The organism is Homoserinimonas sp. A447 (assembly GCF_054489325.1).
Map to the genome: position 1 here is coordinate 1,134,064 of NZ_JBTMWW010000001.1, position 16,732 is coordinate 1,150,795.

The 16,732-nt window shown below is 66.2% G+C and carries 14 protein-coding genes; 6 read left to right on the top strand and 8 right to left on the bottom strand.

The window, feature by feature from the left end:
• Window positions 1–47: 47 nt before the first annotated feature.
• From ftsR to ACX3O0_RS05495, 3 genes are read right to left on the bottom strand one after another with little or no spacing between them, the layout of a single operon-like run.
• Window positions 48–749, bottom strand: coding sequence for a transcriptional regulator FtsR (ftsR, locus tag ACX3O0_RS05485; RefSeq protein ID WP_459092229.1), 702 nt, complete (start codon window positions 747–749; stop codon window positions 48–50).
• Window positions 749–1,240, bottom strand: coding sequence for an FHA domain-containing protein (locus ACX3O0_RS05490; protein ID WP_459092227.1), 492 nt, complete (start codon window positions 1,238–1,240; stop codon window positions 749–751). Before ACX3O0_RS05490 ends, ftsR begins: the two co-directional genes overlap by 1 nt.
• Window positions 1,241–1,281: 41 nt before the next feature.
• Complete coding sequence (locus ACX3O0_RS05495; RefSeq protein ID WP_459092225.1) at window positions 1,282–1,878, bottom strand: CDP-alcohol phosphatidyltransferase family protein; 597 nt, start codon at window positions 1,876–1,878, stop codon at window positions 1,282–1,284.
• Window positions 1,879–1,994: 116 nt separating this feature from the next.
• Here ACX3O0_RS05495 and ACX3O0_RS05500 point away from each other — a divergent pair, with 116 nt between their 5' ends.
• Window positions 1,995–2,438: a hypothetical protein gene (locus ACX3O0_RS05500; protein ID WP_459107042.1), complete on the top strand. Its 444-nt coding sequence runs from the start codon at window positions 1,995–1,997 to the stop codon at window positions 2,436–2,438.
• Between the two features lie 64 nt (window positions 2,439–2,502).
• The gene (locus ACX3O0_RS05505) at window positions 2,503–3,177 is read left to right on the top strand and encodes a Pr6Pr family membrane protein (RefSeq protein WP_459092221.1); all 675 of its coding nucleotides are present in this window, start codon (window positions 2,503–2,505) and stop codon (window positions 3,175–3,177) included.
• 2 nt (window positions 3,178–3,179) lie between these two features.
• Here the strand turns inward: ACX3O0_RS05505 and ACX3O0_RS05510 are convergent, their stop codons facing one another.
• The gene (locus ACX3O0_RS05510; RefSeq protein WP_459107043.1) at window positions 3,180–4,616 is read right to left on the bottom strand and encodes a flavin monoamine oxidase family protein; all 1,437 of its coding nucleotides are present in this window, start codon (window positions 4,614–4,616) and stop codon (window positions 3,180–3,182) included.
• 402 nt (window positions 4,617–5,018) lie between these two features.
• Between ACX3O0_RS05510 and ACX3O0_RS05515 the strand changes: the two genes are divergently transcribed.
• From ACX3O0_RS05515 to ACX3O0_RS05530, 4 genes are all read left to right on the top strand, one after another.
• Window positions 5,019–6,581, top strand: a complete 1,563-nt coding sequence (locus tag ACX3O0_RS05515) for a sugar transferase (protein WP_459092217.1) — start codon at window positions 5,019–5,021, stop codon at window positions 6,579–6,581.
• Between the two features lie 73 nt (window positions 6,582–6,654).
• Window positions 6,655–7,023 carry an RNA-binding S4 domain-containing protein gene (locus ACX3O0_RS05520; RefSeq protein ID WP_459107044.1) on the top strand — a complete coding sequence of 123 codons (369 nt, stop codon included), beginning with the start codon at window positions 6,655–6,657 and terminating at the stop codon, window positions 7,021–7,023.
• A gap of 34 nt (window positions 7,024–7,057) precedes the next feature.
• The gene (locus tag ACX3O0_RS05525) at window positions 7,058–7,552 is read left to right on the top strand and encodes a cation:proton antiporter regulatory subunit (protein ID WP_459092213.1); all 495 of its coding nucleotides are present in this window, start codon (window positions 7,058–7,060) and stop codon (window positions 7,550–7,552) included.
• A gap of 12 nt (window positions 7,553–7,564) precedes the next feature.
• Window positions 7,565–8,770, top strand: a complete 1,206-nt coding sequence (locus tag ACX3O0_RS05530; protein ID WP_459092211.1) for a cation:proton antiporter — start codon at window positions 7,565–7,567, stop codon at window positions 8,768–8,770.
• Between the two features lie 42 nt (window positions 8,771–8,812).
• Here the strand turns inward: ACX3O0_RS05530 and ACX3O0_RS05535 are convergent, their stop codons facing one another.
• From ACX3O0_RS05535 to glgX, 4 genes are all read right to left on the bottom strand, one after another.
• Window positions 8,813–10,267 (bottom strand): glyceraldehyde-3-phosphate dehydrogenase, encoded by a 1,455-nt coding sequence (locus ACX3O0_RS05535; protein WP_459107045.1) that lies wholly within the window; start codon window positions 10,265–10,267, stop codon window positions 8,813–8,815.
• A 119-nt stretch (window positions 10,268–10,386) separates the two neighbouring features.
• A complete protein-coding gene (treZ, locus tag ACX3O0_RS05540; RefSeq protein WP_459108450.1) occupies window positions 10,387–12,096 on the bottom strand; it encodes a malto-oligosyltrehalose trehalohydrolase in 1,710 nt (569 codons plus the stop codon).
• 49 nt (window positions 12,097–12,145) lie between these two features.
• On the bottom strand, window positions 12,146–14,452 hold the full coding sequence (treY, locus tag ACX3O0_RS05545) for a malto-oligosyltrehalose synthase (protein ID WP_459107046.1): 2,307 nt from the start codon (window positions 14,450–14,452) through the stop codon (window positions 12,146–12,148).
• A complete protein-coding gene (gene glgX, locus ACX3O0_RS05550; RefSeq protein WP_459107047.1) occupies window positions 14,449–16,611 on the bottom strand; it encodes a glycogen debranching protein GlgX in 2,163 nt (720 codons plus the stop codon). The genes treY and glgX overlap by 4 nt, the downstream gene beginning before the upstream one ends.
• Between the last annotated feature and the right edge of the window lie 121 nt (window positions 16,612–16,732).

The window sequence follows — 16,732 nt, forward strand, 5'->3', positions numbered from 1 at the left end:
CGGCGTGTCGTGCCAGGTCGTCTTCCCGCGTCGGGGTGACCCCTAGCTTACGGGTCGAGACGGGACAGCGCAGAGCGGATCAGGCTGCTCCGCACGATCTCCAGCTGTCCCGCAATCTCGCGCGCAAGTTCGCTCGCCTTGGCCCGGCTGGACGCGTCTTTCCTGCGTGCAACAGGAATCAGCGCACTTTCGATGAGCCCGAGTTCCCGCTCAGCAGCACCCCGGAAACCGCGGAGGTGCCGAGGTTCGATTCCCGAGCGCTGCAATTCGACCAGTGCCCGCAGCACCAGCAGGGTGTCTTCGCCGTACGCGTCGCTCGGGAGCACCAGCGACGATGAAACGGCGTCGTTCAGCAGCTGCGGGGTCGCTCCGGCTTCTCGGATGAGCTCATCCCGGTGATAGCGGCGGTCGCTCGACAACATCGACGGCGGCGCCAGCGTTCCACTGCCCGGCAGGTCGGGCTGCCGGCCGGCGTCGAGGTCGTCGAGATACCCCCGGATGACCTTGAGCGGCAGGTAGTGATCGCGCTGCATCGTCAGGACGAACCGCAGGCGCTCCAGGTCCGCTGGGGAGAACTTGCGATACCCGGATTCAGTACGAGCAGGGCTGATGAGGTGGCGTTCCTCGAGAAAGCGGAGCTTGGACGGCGTAAGGTCAGGGAATTCTGCGGTGAGCCGAGCCAGCACCTGACCGATGCTCAACAGGTTCGGCCCTGCCGCGCCCCTCTCCTGGGCTGCTGCGCGAGGCACTACTCGCTCGCCTGGTGGGCCAGGTCAAGTCGTGACGCGTAGAAGGTCAGCCGGAACTTCCCGACCTGCACCTCGGCGCCGTCGGCCAGCATGGCCGACTCGATGCGGACGCCGTCGTAATAGGTTCCGTTGAGCGAGCCCAGGTCCCTGATCTCGAAGGCGGTGCCGTGGCGGAGGAACTCCGTGTGACGGCGAGACACCGTCACGTCATCGAGGAAGATGTCGGCATCCGGATGCCGTCCGGCAGTCGTGACGTCGGCGTCCAGCAGGAAGCGCGCACCGGTGTTCGGACCGCGACGGACCACCAGAAGCGCGGAACCGGACGGCAGCGCGCCGATGGCATCCTGCTCTTCAGTAGAGACCTCGCCATCGAGTGCGGCAAGCTGCTGCTCGAAATCCTTGCTGTGGTGTGCGGTCGTGTCGGTGAGGCGCGCATCAGTCGAGCGAGCACTGTCCGGGGGCGTTCTGTCCCGATTACCAGAACTATCCATCGCGAACCTCCAAGCTGCTGTTAGCGTCCCAGCGTATCGGATTAGTCACTCACTGCGGATAGCGGAATTTTGACCATCCGTACGGCCTGCGCGATGTAACGCCCACCGGCCCACCAGTAGAGGAACGCCCCCCACAGGGCACAGGCCCAGCCGATCGGATCGGTCGCCCAGGCCACGACAGGGAAGGCTTCGCCCACCATCAGGATCGGCAGGGCGTAGAACAGGGCGGCGGTCGCCAGCTTGCCGAGCTGGTGCACAGGGATCGGTCCGAACCGGTGACCTGCGAGAACGATCCCGAGGACGACCAGCATCACGTCACGCCCGACGATCACCGCGACCAGCCACCAGGGGACGATCCCCCGGACCGCGAGGCCGATGAGGGTGGCGAAGATGAACAGCCGATCGGCGGCCGGATCGAGAAGCTGGCCGAGCCTGGTGACCTGGCCAAGCCTCCTCGCGAGCATCCCATCGAGGAAGTCGGTCGCACTGGCGATCACCAGCACGACCAGCGCGAACACGTCTTCGCCGGCAATGACCAGCATGAGGAAGACCGGAACCATGGCGAGCCGGAACAGGCTCAACAGGTTCGGGATCGTGATGATGCGGGAACTCACCACGGCGGGAGGGGTCTGGTCCACGTTGGCATTCTAATGACCCTGACCGCCAGCACCCCGGCAGCGGAGGAAGCAGCGTGAACCTTGCCGACACGCGCCCGGGTCTGCACCGTCGCCGGAAGGCGGAGTACGGTCGAAGCATGTCGTGCATACGTTTCAACACCCCGGCGGAGCGGCAGGCCATGCGCGAGTTCGCTCCCAGCATGCTGACCGCGGAGGAAGCGGCGAAGCTTCATCCCGCTCCCCCCGTCACGGAAAGCAAGCTGCGAAGGCTGCGCATCCTGGCCGCCGACAACAACCCGAAGATCCGCGAGAGCGCGGCGAGCAGCTATCACACGCCCGCCGACGTGTTCGAGGCGCTTGCGCGCGATGCGGATGCCGGAGTCCGCGGCTGTGTCGCGCGGAACGAGGCAACGCCGTGCGACGTCCTCCGTTTTCTTGCGCACGATGAGTCCGAGCAGGTGAGGGGCTGGGTTGCCGTCAACTACTTCGTACCGGCTGACGTCATGGAGGAACTCTCCACCGACGAAAGCGAGACAGTGCGCGCCCTCGTCAGGTGGAAGGGCGCACTGGTCGACGCGTAGGGCATTCCCAGCCCTGCGTTCCTACACTCGGACGATGGGTCGATATACGCGATCGGTGTCCTGAGTGCGCAGGGTCTTCGGTGTTGCACGAATCCTGGTGGCCGTCACCGGAATCACGGCGCTGGTCGGGGACTTCAACTACTCGCTCGGGTCCAACCCGCTGGCGATCGGCAACTTCTTCAGCTACTTCACGGTGCAGAGTGCCTTGATCGCGGTGACCGTCTTCGTGCTCGGTGCCGCCTTCGGCCTGCGCAACCAGCTGGATCCGCTCTGGCTCGAAATGGTCCGAATGCTGACGACGGTGTGGATCATCGTATCGGGGATCGTTTTCGCCGTGATCCTGGTCGAAGGTTCGTTACGAGGGGTCCCGGTGTGGGCTCCATGGTCGAGCCAGCTCCTGCATTTCTGGATACCCGCATACGCCATCATCGACTGGCTCATCGCGCCCGGCCGGGACGTGCCGTGGCGTACCGTCGGGTACATCCTGATCTTCCCGCTGGCCTGGGTGATCTTCACCATGATCCGCGGTTCCCAGGTGCATTGGTATCCGTACTTCTTCCTCGACCCGCTCCTCGTCGACTTTCCGCTCGAGTTCGTGCTCTACCTGCTGATCGTGGTGGTCATCTTCACGGGTGTGGCCGCAGGAGTCGTCGCCATCAGCCGATTGCCGCGGTTGGAGCACCTCCGCCAGCGGTGGGGCCGCAGCACGCCACGGACGTCCAGGTTCGGGCTCGGCTGACCTCAGCTGTCGGTGTCTTCATCCGTTACCAGCTCCGGGTCCATGAACGGCTCAAGGCTGGCCAGGGCGGCCTCCAGCAGCTCCGCATCGGTCGCAGCGGACAGTCGGTCGGCGCTATCACCGCCGAACAACGCAACCAGCACCGGCTCCCCGGTCAGGGGCTCGAGGTTCAGCCAGAGCGGGAAGTCGGTGTCGGTCCCGACAATGTCCCACCGGGTGGCCGATGTCGACCAGAACGGCTCCTCGAACCTGAGCACCAGCTTGTCCTGCCGACCCATACCGAGGGAGTCGATCGCTCCACGGTGCGAGAACGGCAACGGCGGGTCGAATTGGATGGTTCCGGCCTTCAACACCCCCAGCGGAACGGTGACGATCACGCGGTCAGCCGACAGCGACTCTCCGCGAGCCAGTCGGAGGCTGACGCCGCGGTCGGTGTTCTGTACGGCAACCACCGTGCTGGACGGCAGGATGTCGAGGTCTTCGAGAGCGTCGACGACGAGCCGCTGGAACCCCCCGACCACCAGCAGTCCGTCTCCTTCCTCGCCGTCTTCGACCGGAGGCTCGGCGAACCAGGCCGAGAGGTCGTCGGGGTCTGCCGCGCGCCGGATCGCGATCTCCGTCTGCAGGTAGTGTTCCAGCCGCTCCGCTTCGGAGACACCACTCTCGCCGCCCTGCGAGTCCAGGTCGGTCGCGCCAGACTCGCGGAGGGCATCCGCCAAAGAGGTGTCGGACGGCTGCGAGGCCGCCCAGTCGATGGCCTCGGCCAGGGCGGTCTCTCCAACCGGTGCCGGTTCGAGAACGCTACCGGTGGCGGTGCGTTGTTCTGGATCGGCCGGAGCCGCGACGGTGTCGATGCCCAGCCGCTCCAGCTCGGATTCGATCGTGGATCCCGGCCCCTGCACCAGTGCGGCACCCAATTCGACGGGGAACGGCCACTCATCGCCGGAGAGAGAGTGGATGCGCCCTCCCGCGCGTTCCTTGCCTTCGACGACGACGACATCGAAACCATCGTCTTTCAGGCGCCTCGCCGCAGTGGCACCGGCGATGCCGGCCCCGATCACGGTCACCCTCTCCCCCGGTGACGCCACCTGTCCTATCTCGACTGCAGCGCGCAGGCCGGACACCCTCGCGCCGTAGACCGTGCCGGGGTTGGCGTCCGACGTCGCCTCGCCGGCAAAGAAGATCCGCCCGTCGACCGGCTGACGCATCGCGACGCGGTCTTGCGGTCCTGAGCCGACCGCGGCGTAGCTGAAGGCACCGTAACTGAACGGGTCGGCAGTCCAGTTCGTCCGTTCCACTGCGATCGGCCTGGGAACCAGCGCTGGGACGTTCGGAACCGTGGGCGTCGGCTCGGGCGCATCGGGGGTGCACGCCGATACGGCAAGAAGCGAAAGGCCCGAAACCGAGCCGATCAGAAATGTTCGCCGCTTGATCCTCATCCCTCGGTCACTGTAGCCGGGGGCCATGAGAACCACCAGTGGAGCGCATCCGGTACACCGCGGCGCCGCTTCAATTTGAGCTATAGCCATATCCCCCAAACGGGGGTATATTTCTCGCCACGGCGGAAACGTTACGCCGCACCAGCACCACCCGCCCCGATAAACCGACAGCCGAACCCGACGGAATTACCCGCCTCAGATCCTCAGTTGTCGGGATTGCGGCGATCGCCGACTCCCTAGTCGTCGACGATCGCCGCAGTCGCCCCGCGAGGTTGCGGGCACGCCCGCTGTCGCCTCGTACTGCAGACCCACAACCTCAGGCCCTAGCATGTACCAGACAGCGAAGACGAACCCGACCCGACTGACCCGCCCCCTGCCCGCCCGCCACCATGTGAGCGCGGCATGAGTATCAACCAGCCGGCCGACCCCGATCACGAACCAGCCGCAGACGGCGTCCGAAACGACGCCAGTCCCTCTCGCCCCGAATTGAGGCTGATCGACACCACCGGGCAAGAGCGCAGGCGGCCTCCGGTTCAGTCCTTCCCCGGCTCGTCCTGGGCCAGGCGCTACCGCTCATACCTGATCACCACAGATCTCGCCATCATCGTCGCCGCCGTTCTGGCGGCACCGGCGGCCCAACTGGGAGCGGATGCGAGCGTCAGCCAGTCGTTGAGGTCGGGAATGTTCTGGCTGGATGCAGCCCTGATGATCGCCGTCTGGGCGGCACTCCTCGGCGGCTACCACACCAGGGACCCCAGGGTGGTCGGGGTCGGTGTTGCCGAGTACAAGGGGGTTGTGCATGCGACAACCCTGGTCTTCGGGCTTTTTGCGGTCGCATTCGCGGTGCTCGGGGCAGGCATCCCGCGCGGGCACTTCGTGGTGGCATTGCCGCTCGGAGTCATCGGCCTGGTGCTGTCTCGCTGGCTGTGGCGGAAATGGCTTACCCGGCAGCGCACCTTCGGCCACTACCTTTCGCACGCCATTGTCGTCGGCGACCGCCGGGACGTTGAGTACGTCATCGGGCAGATCGACCAGAACACCGGTGCGGCCTACCTGATTGTCGGCGCCGTGCTGGAGCGGGACGACCGCAATCCGATCCAGGTCGGCTATCGGGATGTTCCCGTCGTGTGTGACATTGACCACGTTGCCCCGGCAGCCGGCGCGCTCGGTGTCGACACGGTGATCGTGGCGGGTCAACCCAAGGAGCGCACGCAGTTCATCCGCGACCTGAGCTGGGCTTTGGAGGGAACGGCGGCAGACCTGGTGCTCGCCAACCGCCTGACCAACGTCGCCGGTCCGCGCATCCATTTCCGGCCGGTCGAGGGACTCCCCCTCATGCACGTCGAGTTGCCGCAATACGCGGGCGGCAAACACATCCTCAAGCGGATGTTCGACATGACGGCATCCGCGTGTGCCCTGGTGCTGCTCCTTCCCCTGCTCGTCACCGTTGCCGTGCTGATCCGTATCGACAGTCCAGGTCCGACCCTGTTCCGCCAGGAACGGGTGGGCCGCGGCGGCCAGGCGTTCGGCATGCTGAAATTCCGCTCAATGGTTGTCGGCGCAGAAGACCAATTGGCGGGACTCCTCGATCAGAACGAGGGAGCCGGCGTGTTGTTCAAGATGAAGAACGACCCGCGGGTGACCCGGTTCGGCAGGGTGATGCGCAAATACTCTCTCGATGAACTGCCCCAATTGTGGAACGTATTGATCGGGCAGATGAGCCTGGTGGGCCCGCGGCCTCCGCTGGCCCGCGAGGTGGCCAAGTACGAGAGCCACGTGAATCGGCGGCTGTACATCAAGCCAGGCCTTACCGGCATGTGGCAGGTGAATGGACGCTCGAACCTGGACTGGGATGAGAGCGTGCGGCTCGACCTCTACTACGTGGAGAATTGGTCGCTCACCGGCGACCTGATGATCCTGTGGCGCACGCTCAAGGTGCTCAAGGAACACTCCGGCGCTTATTGACAGGGCGAGCCGAAACTCTCCGCCGATTCACACCTGACCGGACTCGCCGAAAGTCCTGGCTTAGAGTCATTGCATGGATGCCGGCAATGCTCGCGTTGACAGCTGGACCTGGGCGGTCCGCCTGTACAAGACGCGCTCCCAGGCGACCGCGGGGTGCCGTGCCGGCCATGTGCGGGTGAACGGTGAGCGCGCGAAAGCCGCGCAACCGGTGCGCGTGGGCGATGAGGTGAGGGTGCGCAGCGGAGGCTTCGATCGCATCCTGGTTGTCAAGAAGCTCATCACCAAGCGGGTGGGGGCACCGGATGCTGCACTCGCCTACACGGACCTCACACCCCCACCGCCGCCACGCACCGAGGCTGCCATGGCACCGGTTCGGGATCGCGGAGCCGGACGGCCCACCAAACGGGAGCGACGGGACCTGGAACGGCTGAGGGGCCGCTGAACAAGAAGCGTCCTTAAGCGTGTACCTTTACCGGGTGGGTGTACGCATAGAGAAGACCGAACTGCCCGGAATCGGGGTTCGCCACGACGTCCTGACCGGCGCCGGGCGCCGCATCAGCGTGGTGTCGCAACGCGACGGAGAACGGAACCTGGCGCTGTACGACATCGAAGATCCGGACTCCTGCCGCGACTCCATCGTGATGACCGATGACGAGGCGACTGCGCTGGCCGACCTGCTCGGCGGCTCTGTCATCCTGAGCCGGTTGTCTGGATTGACCGACGAGACTGAGGGCGTCTATACGGAGCAATTGCAGTTGCCTGCGGCTTCCCCGTTCATCAACCGGCCGCTCGGCGACACCAGGACACGCACCAAGACCGGTGTGTCAATCGTGGCCATCGTGCGGGGCACCGAGGTCATCCCGTCGCCCACCCCGGCCGAAGTGCTCAACCCGGGCGACACCATCGTCGCTGTCGGAACCCGCGAGGGCCTGGCCGCACTGGGGCAGTTGCTCGCGAGCGACACCCAATAAACTGGCGAAACCATGCATGACACCACCCTGCTTCTGATTGAAGTGGGTGGCCTGCTCCTGGGTCTCAGCCTGCTCGGCCGACTGGCCGCCCGGTTCGGCATCTCGCCGATTCCCCTGTACCTGGTCGCCGGACTGGCGTTCGGAACCGGTGGCATCTTTCCGCTGCGGGCAAGCGACGAGTTCTTCGTCATCGGCTCCGAAATCGGCGTGATCCTGCTGCTGGCGATGCTTGGGCTCGAGTATTCGGCACAGGAACTGGTCGACAACCTCAAGAAGTCGAAAACGGCCGGCGCCTGGGACGCCGCACTCAATGCGCTTCCGGGCGCCCTGTTCGCGCTCATTCTCGGTTGGGGTCCAGTGGCCGCAGTAGCGATGGCCGGAGTCACCTGGGTTTCATCCTCCGGCGTCATTGCCAAGATGTTGCGCGACCTGGGCCGCCTGGGGAACCGGGAGACCCCGACCATCCTCGCCATCGTGGTGCTGGAAGACCTCGCGATGGCCTTCTACCTGCCGGTGTTGTCGACCCTCGTCATCGGGGCCGCCCTGATGGAGGGCGCCGTGAGCCTGGCAGTCGCCGTGGGAGCCGTGCTGGTCATCCTGTATCTCGCCCTGCAGCACGGGCCGAAAATCTCCCGGATCTTCTCGGCCGACCATGCCGAATCATTGCTGCTCGGGGTGCTCGGCCTCACGATGCTCGTCGCCGGGCTGGCGGCGACAGTTCACGTGTCGACGGCGGTGGGCGCGTTCCTGGTCGGCATCGCGATCTCCGGCCCGATCGCCCACGTGGCGGCTCGTACCCTCACGCCGCTGCGTGACCTCTTCGCTGCCGTCTTCTTCGTGTTCTTCGGGCTGTCGACGAACCCCGGCGACATGGTGCCGGTGCTGCTTCCTGCATTCACCCTGGCGGTCGTGACCATGGGCACGAAGGTGCTCACCGGTTATCTGGCCGCGAAGCGGGCCGGGATTGCCGTGCCCGGGCGCTGGCGCACCGGGTTCACCCTCACCCCGCGTGGCGAGTTCTCCATCGTCATCGCCGGGTTGGCCGTCGCCGCCGGCGTGGAACCCGAACTGGCCGCCGTCGCCACCGCATACGTGCTCATGACCGTGATCGCCGGCCCGTTCCTGACCCGGATACCGGACACCAGGCGGTTCAAGGCGCTGGTGCGTGCACACACCCAACGGGTTGCCGCGCGATCAGCCGAACCCACAGCCGCCTGACGCCCAGTTGTCTGAGGCACAGCCGCCTGACGGCAGACCCCCTCAGGCGGTGACCGGAGTACGCGTCGGGAAGACGTGCGGGTGGTTGCCTGCCATGGTCTCCAGAACGCGAATCACCTGGCGGCTGTAGCCGAACTCGTTGTCGTACCAGACGTAGAGGATCAGGTTCTTGTCCGTGCTGATGGTCGCCAGCCCGTCGACGATCCCCGCGCGGGAGGTTCCAACGAAGTCGCTCGAGACGATCTCGGCGGAGTCGACATAGTCGATCTGCTGCCGGAGCACCGAGTTCAGTGAGAGTTCGCGCAGGTAGGCGTTGACCTCATCCTTCGTCGTGCCGTTGGCGAGGTTCAGGTTCAGGATGGCCATCGACACGTTGGGCGTCGGCACACGGATGGCGTTGCCGGTGAGCTTGCCCGCAAGCTCGGGCAGCGCCTTTGCGACTGCCTTCGCCGCACCGGTTTCGGTGATGACCATGTTCAGCGCAGCCGACCGGCCGCGTCGGTCGCCGGAGTGGAAGTTGTCGATCAGGTTCTGGTCGTTGGTGAACGAGTGAACCGTCTCCACATGGCCGTGCTGGATGCCATAGGCGTCATTGATCGCCTTCAACACCGGGGTGATCGCGTTCGTGGTGCAGGATGCCGCCGACAGGATGCGGTCATCATCCGTGATCGTCTCGTGGTTGATGCCGTGGACGATGTTCTTGAGGTCGCCCTTGCCTGGCGCCGTCAGCAGGACGCGCGAGACGCCTGGCCTGCCCAGGTGCTGCGAAAGCCCTTCGGCGTCTCGCCACCGGCCGGTGTTGTCGACCACGATCGCGTTGTCGATGCCGTACTCGGTGTAGTCGACCTCGGCCGGACTGTTCGAGTAGATGACCTGGATCAGCGTGCCGTTGGCGAGGATGGTGTTGTTCTCCTCATCGACGGAGATCGTTCCCTCGAACGGGCCGTGCACGGAGTCCCGCCGCAGCAGGCTCGCACGCTTGACCAGGTCGTTGGCCGACCCCTTGCGCACGACGATGGCGCGCAAACGGAGTCCGTCCCCGTTTGCTGCGTGGGCGATCAGGATGCGCGCGAGCAGTCGCCCGATGCGACCGAAACCGTAGAGGACGACGTCGACGCTGCGAGCAGGCCCGCCGTTCTTCGCATCGACGACCGGTGCCAGTTCTTCACGCAGGAACTCCGTGAGGTCCTTGTCGCTGTGCTTGTGGAGCTCAAGCAGGCTCGCAACGTCGATCGAGGCGGGCCCAAGGTTCAGGGTCGAGAGCGCCTGCAGCACGGGCAGGGTCTCTTCGACAGCCAACTCGTGATCTGCGCCCTGCCTGCTGAGGCGGTGGGCCTTGAGCACGCCGATGGCCGACTTGTTGATGAGGCGCCGCCCATGGATGGAGGTCACCACCTGGTGGTCGCGATAGAGGCTACCGATCAACGGGATCATCGCCTCGGCCACAGCCTCACGGTTGATCCAGCGGTCCAGCTTGCTGTCGGACTCGTGGCCCATCGACATCCCTTCGAGAGTGAATTCAGGCAGCGGCAGGCACGTCGGAATGGTGTTCCGGCGGAGGCCGAGCGGCTGGGTGGCGGAAACCGCGGCAGGAGGCAGCTGGTTCCAGTCCCATCTTAGCCGAGCGTGCCGGGAGCCTCACTGACAGCCACCGAGTGGGCGGAGAGCCGGACAAGGGTGTCCTCCGCGGTCGCAGATCCTGCCGGGAAGGCGAGGATGACCTGACCGGGTGGTGCAGGCATCCGCACGTCTGAGTCCCCCAGGTTCACCAGGAGTCTCAGCGTTCCGCGGCGGAGGATCAGCCACCGCTGTTCCTCATCGATTTCCGCGCTCGTGTTAATGAGGCGCGGGTCGGTCACGTCGGGATATTCGCGACGGATGTCCGCCAGCCCACGATAGAACCCGAGCAGGGATGCGTGCGCCGGCTCGGCCAGCTCCTCCCAGCGCAGAACCGAGCGCTCGAAGGTGGCCGGATCCTGCGGGTCGGGAACGACAGCCGGGTCCCAGCCCATCCTGGCGAACTCGGCGATGCGACCCTGCGCTGTCGCCTCACCGAGCTCAGGTTCTGGGTGGGAGGTGAAGAACTGCCACGGCGTCGTCGCACCCCACTCCTCCCCCATGAAGAGCATCGGCGTGAACGGGCCGAGCATGGTGAGCGCTGCCGCGATCGCCAACTGGCCGTCGTCGAGCGTCGCGGAGAGCCGGTCGCCCACAGCCCGGTTACCGACCTGGTCGTGGTTCTGGGATGCGACGACCAGGCGCCAGGCCGGCATCCGCTCGACGTCGATCGGCCGACCGTGATGGCGTCCCCGAAAGCTCGAGAAGGTCCCGTCGTGGAAGAATCCGCGCTCCAGAACCTTCTTCAGCGCAGAGAGCGGGACGAAGTCCGCGTAATAGCCGTCGGTCTCACCGGTGAGGGCAACGTGCACCGCGTGGTGGAAGTCATCGCTCCACTGGGCGTCCAGGCCGTAGCCTCCAGCCGGCAGCGGGGTAATGAGCTTCGGGTCGTTCAGGTCGGACTCGGCGATCAGGCTGAGGGGGCGGCCGACGGATGCGCTGAGCGCCGCGACCTCGGTGGCCAGTTCCTCCAGGATGTGGGTCGCCCGGCTGTCGACGAGGGCGTGCACTGCATCCAGCCTCAGACCGTCGACCCGGTAGTCGCGGAGCCACATCAGCGCGTTGTCGATCACGAAGCGCCGAACCTCATCGGAGCCTGGGCCGTCGAAGTTGACCGAGGTTCCCCAGGTGTTCGCCCGGCCGACGCTCAGGTAAGGCCCGAAGCGGGGAAGGTAGTTGCCGCTCGGCCCGAGGTGGTTGTAGACGACATCCTGGATGACCGCGAGACCGTGTCCGTGACAAGCGTCCACGAAGCGCTGGTAGGCAGCCGGACCGCCGTACGCCTCATGCACCGCATACCAGAGCACGCCGTCGTAGCCCCAGTTGCGCACCCCGCTGAACGCATTCACCGGCAGCAGCTCCACGAAGTCGACACCCAGCTCGACGAGGTGGTCGAACTTGCCGACAGCTGCGTCGAGGGTACCCTCCGGTGTGAAGGTGCCGATGTGCAATTCGTAGATCACCGAACCCGCCAACGGGCGGCCGGTCCAGTGCGGGTTCTTCCACGCGTAGGAGGCCCGGTCGAATCTCCGGGACAGTTCGTGCACGCCGTTCGGCTGCCACCGCGACCGTGGGTCGGGGAACGGGCCGTCACCGTCCACGCGAAAGCCGTAATCCGTTACCGACTCCCCCACTTCGGTGCACCACCAACCTCCGTTGCCTCGCTCCAGGGGAACCGTGTTCGTTGCTCCGAACACCAGCTCGACCATGGACGCGTTCGGCGCCCACACTTCGAAGAGTCCGGGCGTCGTGCCAGGCTCAGGCACGATCCGCCGCCCGCAACAAGGCAACCGGATACGGATGCAACAACTCTTCGAGCGGAAGTCGCGGACCCTCCACGACGGTTCCCGTCAGCTCATCCACCCAGCGGCGTGCCGGAATGGTCAGCGCCGTGTCACGCCATCCGCCGGCGGCCGCCAGCCCGACCGGCAGCCGGGTCGCGATCACAATGGCTTCGCCGCGGTCCACCGCGATCACGTGGGCGGCCGCCTCGCCGGTGACCGGAACGGGTAAGTAGCGGGAGAACCATTCCGGCCGGTCGCGACGCAGCCGCAGCGCCCGCGAGGTGACCAGCAGTTTGGCCGCGCCACTGTCGTCAACCGCTGGACGCCATCCGGAGTCCAACTGTGCCAGGAGGCGCCTGCGCTGCGCGAAGTCCACCGGCCGGCGATTGTCGGGGTCGACCAGGGAGAAGTCCCACAACTCGCTGCCCTGGTAGACGTCCGGAACGCCAGGCATGGTCAGCTGCAGCAGCTTCGCCGAGAGGGAATTGGACCAGCCCGGCTCCCTGACGAGGTCGACGAAGTCGGTGACCAGCCGGTTCACCTCCGGATCGTCGAACGCTGAGTCGACCATGGCGTGCATGGCCCGCTCGAAACCCGCATCCGGGTCGCTCCAGGACGTGGAGTTGCCTGCCTCGCGCGCCGCCTTCTCGGCATAAGCGTGGAGGCGCTCCCGACTGAGCGGCCAGGCGCCGATCACCGCCTGCCAGAGCAGGTTCGCCAGCGGCGGGTCGTCCAGAGACGACCGCAGTCGGAGGGCGAACAGCGTTGACGCCCACTGCATCGGCAGTTCCGACAGTGTGTTCAGGCGGGCGCGCACATCTTCGCTGCGCTTGGTGTCGTGCGTCGACAGCGTGGTCATCGAGGCCGGCAGCGTCGCCTGCCGCTGTTGCTGCCGGTCGTGGAACTCACTGACCGGGATCGAGAACTCGCCGGGGTCGGCGCCGACCTCGTTCAGGGAGGTGAGTCTGCTGAAACGGTAGAAGGCGGTGTCTTCCACACCCTTCGCCATGACCATTCCGGAGGTCTGCTGGAATCGCACGGCAGCAGGATGCGATGGGTCGGCGAGCACTGCGGCGACGGCATCCAGCTCGGCGCCCAACTCCGGTCGCCGCTGCCCCGCTTGCCGCAGGGCGGCGTGCAGGTGTTCGATGCCGAACGGCAGGTAGCTGCGATACACCGGGAAGCAGGCGAGCAGCTCGGCGATGGCATCCGCCCTGCTGTGCAGACTGTCGGCTGGCTCATCAGCGATGCCCGGCACGAGCCGTGCGACCCGGAGCACTTCGGACCGCAGGATGCCGTCGGCGATCGCCCGCTTGCCGTCGTGCACCAGCTCCGACCACGGGGCCACTCTGCCGTGGAGTTCCTTCTCCAGGGAGTCGAGGGGCCGCTGCCCATCCGGGTCCACCAGTACGCGGTCGATGTCGGCGAGCGCGTCATACCCGGTGGTGCCGGCCACCGGCCAGTGCGGCGGTAATTGCTCCCGGCCCTCGAGGATCTTCTCGACCACCACGTAGGCGCCGGCGGTCTCGTGGTGCAGCGTGCTGAGGTACCCGCCGGGGTCGGCGAGTCCATCCGGGTGGTCGATGCGGAGGCCGTGCACCTGGCCGGACTTCACCCAGCGCAGGATCTCCCGGTGCGACTCCTCGAACACCCAGGGAACTTCGACGCGAACCGCGGCCAGCGTGTTGACCGCGAAGAAGCGGCGATAGTTGAGTTCGGAGTCCGCGCGGCGCCAATGCACCAGTTCGTAGTGCTGAGCGGCATGCACCTGGGCTGGGCCGTCTCCGGCGGTGCCGGGAGCCAGCGGGAACCGGTGCTCGTGGTAGCGCAGTTCACCCCCAACCACCTGGAGGGCGTCGACGCCGTCGTCGCCAAGAACCGGCAATCGGATGCGCCCAGCTCCGGCCTCCCAGTCCACATCGAACGCCTCGGCGTAACGGGATGCCTGCCCGTGGGTGAGAACGTCCCACCACCAGGCGTTCGCACGCGGGCTCGCCACGCCCACGTGGTTGGGCACCACGTCGACCAGCACGCCCCGCCCGGCCACCGTGGCAGCGGCCGAGAACCGGTCGAGGCCAGCCAGGCCTCCCCTGGCGGGGTCGATCGCCGAAGAATCCACCACGTCGTAGCCGTGATCCGAGCCCTCCTCGGCGGTGAGCAGCGGCGAGAGGTACAGCCAGTCGGCGCCCAGGAGCGTCAGGTAGTCGACCACGGCAGCCGCGGCGTCCAGGTCGAACGATGCGCGAATCTGCAGGCGGTAGGTGGAACGGGGCAGCATCACTGCGCTCCCGACTGTGCCGCGAGCGAGGCCGCCACCGAATGGTCGTCATTCGCCTGAGCCTGGAACGCCCGCAACACGACCACCGATCGGCCGGCGATGGTGATCATCGCGTCAGCGTTTCGCGGGCCCTGGTCGGCGTCCAGGCCGGCCGTGTCGACCACCACCTCCCAGCGCTCCGAGAACTCGGCGGCCGGCAGGCGGCAGTCGATGGCATCCGGATCGGCGTTGAAATAGAGCAGGAAGTTGACGTCGATGATCCGCTGGCCACGCGCATCCCGCTCCCTGATGCCCTCACCGTTGAAGAACACGCCGACGGTGCGCGTCAGGCGCTCCTCCCAGTCGTCGGGCTGCATCGCCTCGCCCGCCTCCGTCAACCAGACCAGGTCGGGCAGCGGTTCGCCCTCACCGCGCTTGACCTGGCGCCCGTCGAAGAACCGGCTGCGCCTGAACAGCGGATGCTCGCGCCGGAGCCGCGACACGGCCGCCGTGAACTCCACCAGCGGCAGGTCGGCATCGTCCCAGTGCACCCAGGTCAGTTCGGAGTCCTGGGCGTAACCGTTGTTGTTGCCCTGCTGGGTGCGGCCCAGTTCGTCGCCGTGAGAAACCATCGGTACCCCCTGGGACAGCAGCAGTGTCGCCAGGAAGTTGCGCTGCTGGCGTGCCCTCAGCGCAAGCGCCTCCGGGTCATCGGTCGGCCCCTCCACCCCGCTGTTCCACGAGCGGTTGTGCGACTCGCCGTCCCTGCCGCCCTCACCGTTCGCCTCATTGTGCTTCTCGTTGTATGACACCAGGTCGGCCAGGGTGAACCCATCGTGGGCGGTGACGAAGTTGATGGAGGCCACCGGCCGTCGGCCGGAATGCTCGTACAGGTCGGCCGACCCGGTCAGCCGGGCGGCGAACTCCCCCAGCGTCGCCGGCTCTCCGCGCCAGAAATCGCGCACGGTGTCGCGGTACTGCCCGTTCCACTCCGTCCACTGCGGAGGGAAGTTGCCGACCTGATACCCGCCGGGGCCGATGTCCCAGGGCTCGGCGATGAGCTTCACCTGGGAGACCACGGGGTCCTGCTGCACCAGCTCGAAGAAAGACGACAGGCGGTCGACGTCGTAGAACTCGCGGGCGAGCGTCGCAGCAAGGTCGAAGCGGAACCCGTCAACGTGCATCTCGGTCACCCAATAGCGGAGGGAATCCATGATCAGTTGCAGCGAGTGCGGCTGGCGAACGTTGAGGCTGTTCCCCGTGCCGGTGTAGTCGGTGTAGTGCCGCTGGTTCTCCTCCAGCCGGTAGTAGGTGCGGTTGTCGATGCCGCGGAAGCTCAGCGTCGGCCCGAGATTGTTTCCCTCCGCGGTGTGGTTGTAGACGACATCGAGAATCACCTCGATTCCGGCAGCGTGCAGGTCGCGCACCATGGCCTTGAACTCAGGAACCTGGCCACCGGCATCCGCGTTCCTGGAATAGGCGGCATGCGGGGCGAAGAAGCCGATGGTGTTGTAACCCCAATAGTTGCTCAGGCCCTTCTCCTGCAGGGTCGCATCATTGATGAATTGGTGAACCGGCATGAGCTCGATAGCGGTGACACCCAGCTTCCGCAGGTGGTCGATGACCGCTGGATGGGCGACCGCGGCATAGCTTCCCCGCTGCTCCTCGGGAATGGCGGGGTGCAACCTGGTGAGGCCCTTGACGTGGGCTTCGTAGATGAGCGTTTCGCTGTACGGCGTCTTCGGCGCCCGGTCGCCGCCCCAGTCGAAATAGGGGTTGGTGACAACGCTGAGCATGGTGTGCGGCGCGGAATCCTCATCGTTGCGGGAGTCTGGGTCGCCGAAATTGTATGAGAAGAGCGGCTGGCCCCAGCGGATGTCGCCACTGGTCGCCTTCGTATACGGGTCGAGTAGCAGCTTGTTGGGGTTGAAACGCAGGCCATTCGCGGGATCCCAGGGACCGTGCATCCGGTAGCCGTAACGCTGACCGGGCTGAACCTGCGGCAGATAGCAGTGCCAGGTGAAAGCGTCGACCTCGGAGACCTCGACGCGGGTTTCCCCGCCAGCGCTGTCGAACCGGCAGAGTTCGACCCGCTCGGCCGCTTCACTGAAGATGGCGAAGTTGGTGCCGCTCCCGTCGTAAGTGGCACCGAGCGGGTGGGCAGAGCCGGGCCAGGAATCCATGGCCTCCACGGTATGCAGTCACGGTGCCCGGCGCCTCCCCTTGTGGGCAGTTTCTCGGCTGGCAGTCTGCCCGCCGCTATGCGGCGATTCAGCGGCTGGGGGGCCTGCGCCAAGAACATCA

Bases quoted from the DNA above. Each gene is read 5' to 3' on its own strand.
- ACX3O0_RS05520 (WP_459107044.1), top strand. From the start codon at position 6,655: ATGGATGCCGGCAATGCTCGCGTTGACAGCTGGACCTGGGCGGTCCGC.
- ACX3O0_RS05515 (WP_459092217.1), top strand. From the start codon at position 5,019: ATGAGTATCAACCAGCCGGCCGACCCCGATCACGAACCAGCCGCAGAC.
- glgX (WP_459107047.1), bottom strand. From the start codon at position 16,611: ATGGATTCCTGGCCCGGCTCTGCCCACCCGCTCGGTGCCACTTACGAC.
- ACX3O0_RS05535 (WP_459107045.1), bottom strand. From the start codon at position 10,267: ATGGGCCACGAGTCCGACAGCAAGCTGGACCGCTGGATCAACCGTGAG.
- ACX3O0_RS05500 (WP_459107042.1), top strand. From the start codon at position 1,995: ATGTCGTGCATACGTTTCAACACCCCGGCGGAGCGGCAGGCCATGCGC.
- ACX3O0_RS05530 (WP_459092211.1), top strand. From the start codon at position 7,565: ATGCATGACACCACCCTGCTTCTGATTGAAGTGGGTGGCCTGCTCCTG.
- treZ (WP_459108450.1), bottom strand. From the start codon at position 12,096: ATGGTCGAGCTGGTGTTCGGAGCAACGAACACGGTTCCCCTGGAGCGA.
- ACX3O0_RS05510 (WP_459107043.1), bottom strand. From the start codon at position 4,616: ATGAGGATCAAGCGGCGAACATTTCTGATCGGCTCGGTTTCGGGCCTT.
- ACX3O0_RS05490 (WP_459092227.1), bottom strand. From the start codon at position 1,240: ATGGATAGTTCTGGTAATCGGGACAGAACGCCCCCGGACAGTGCTCGC.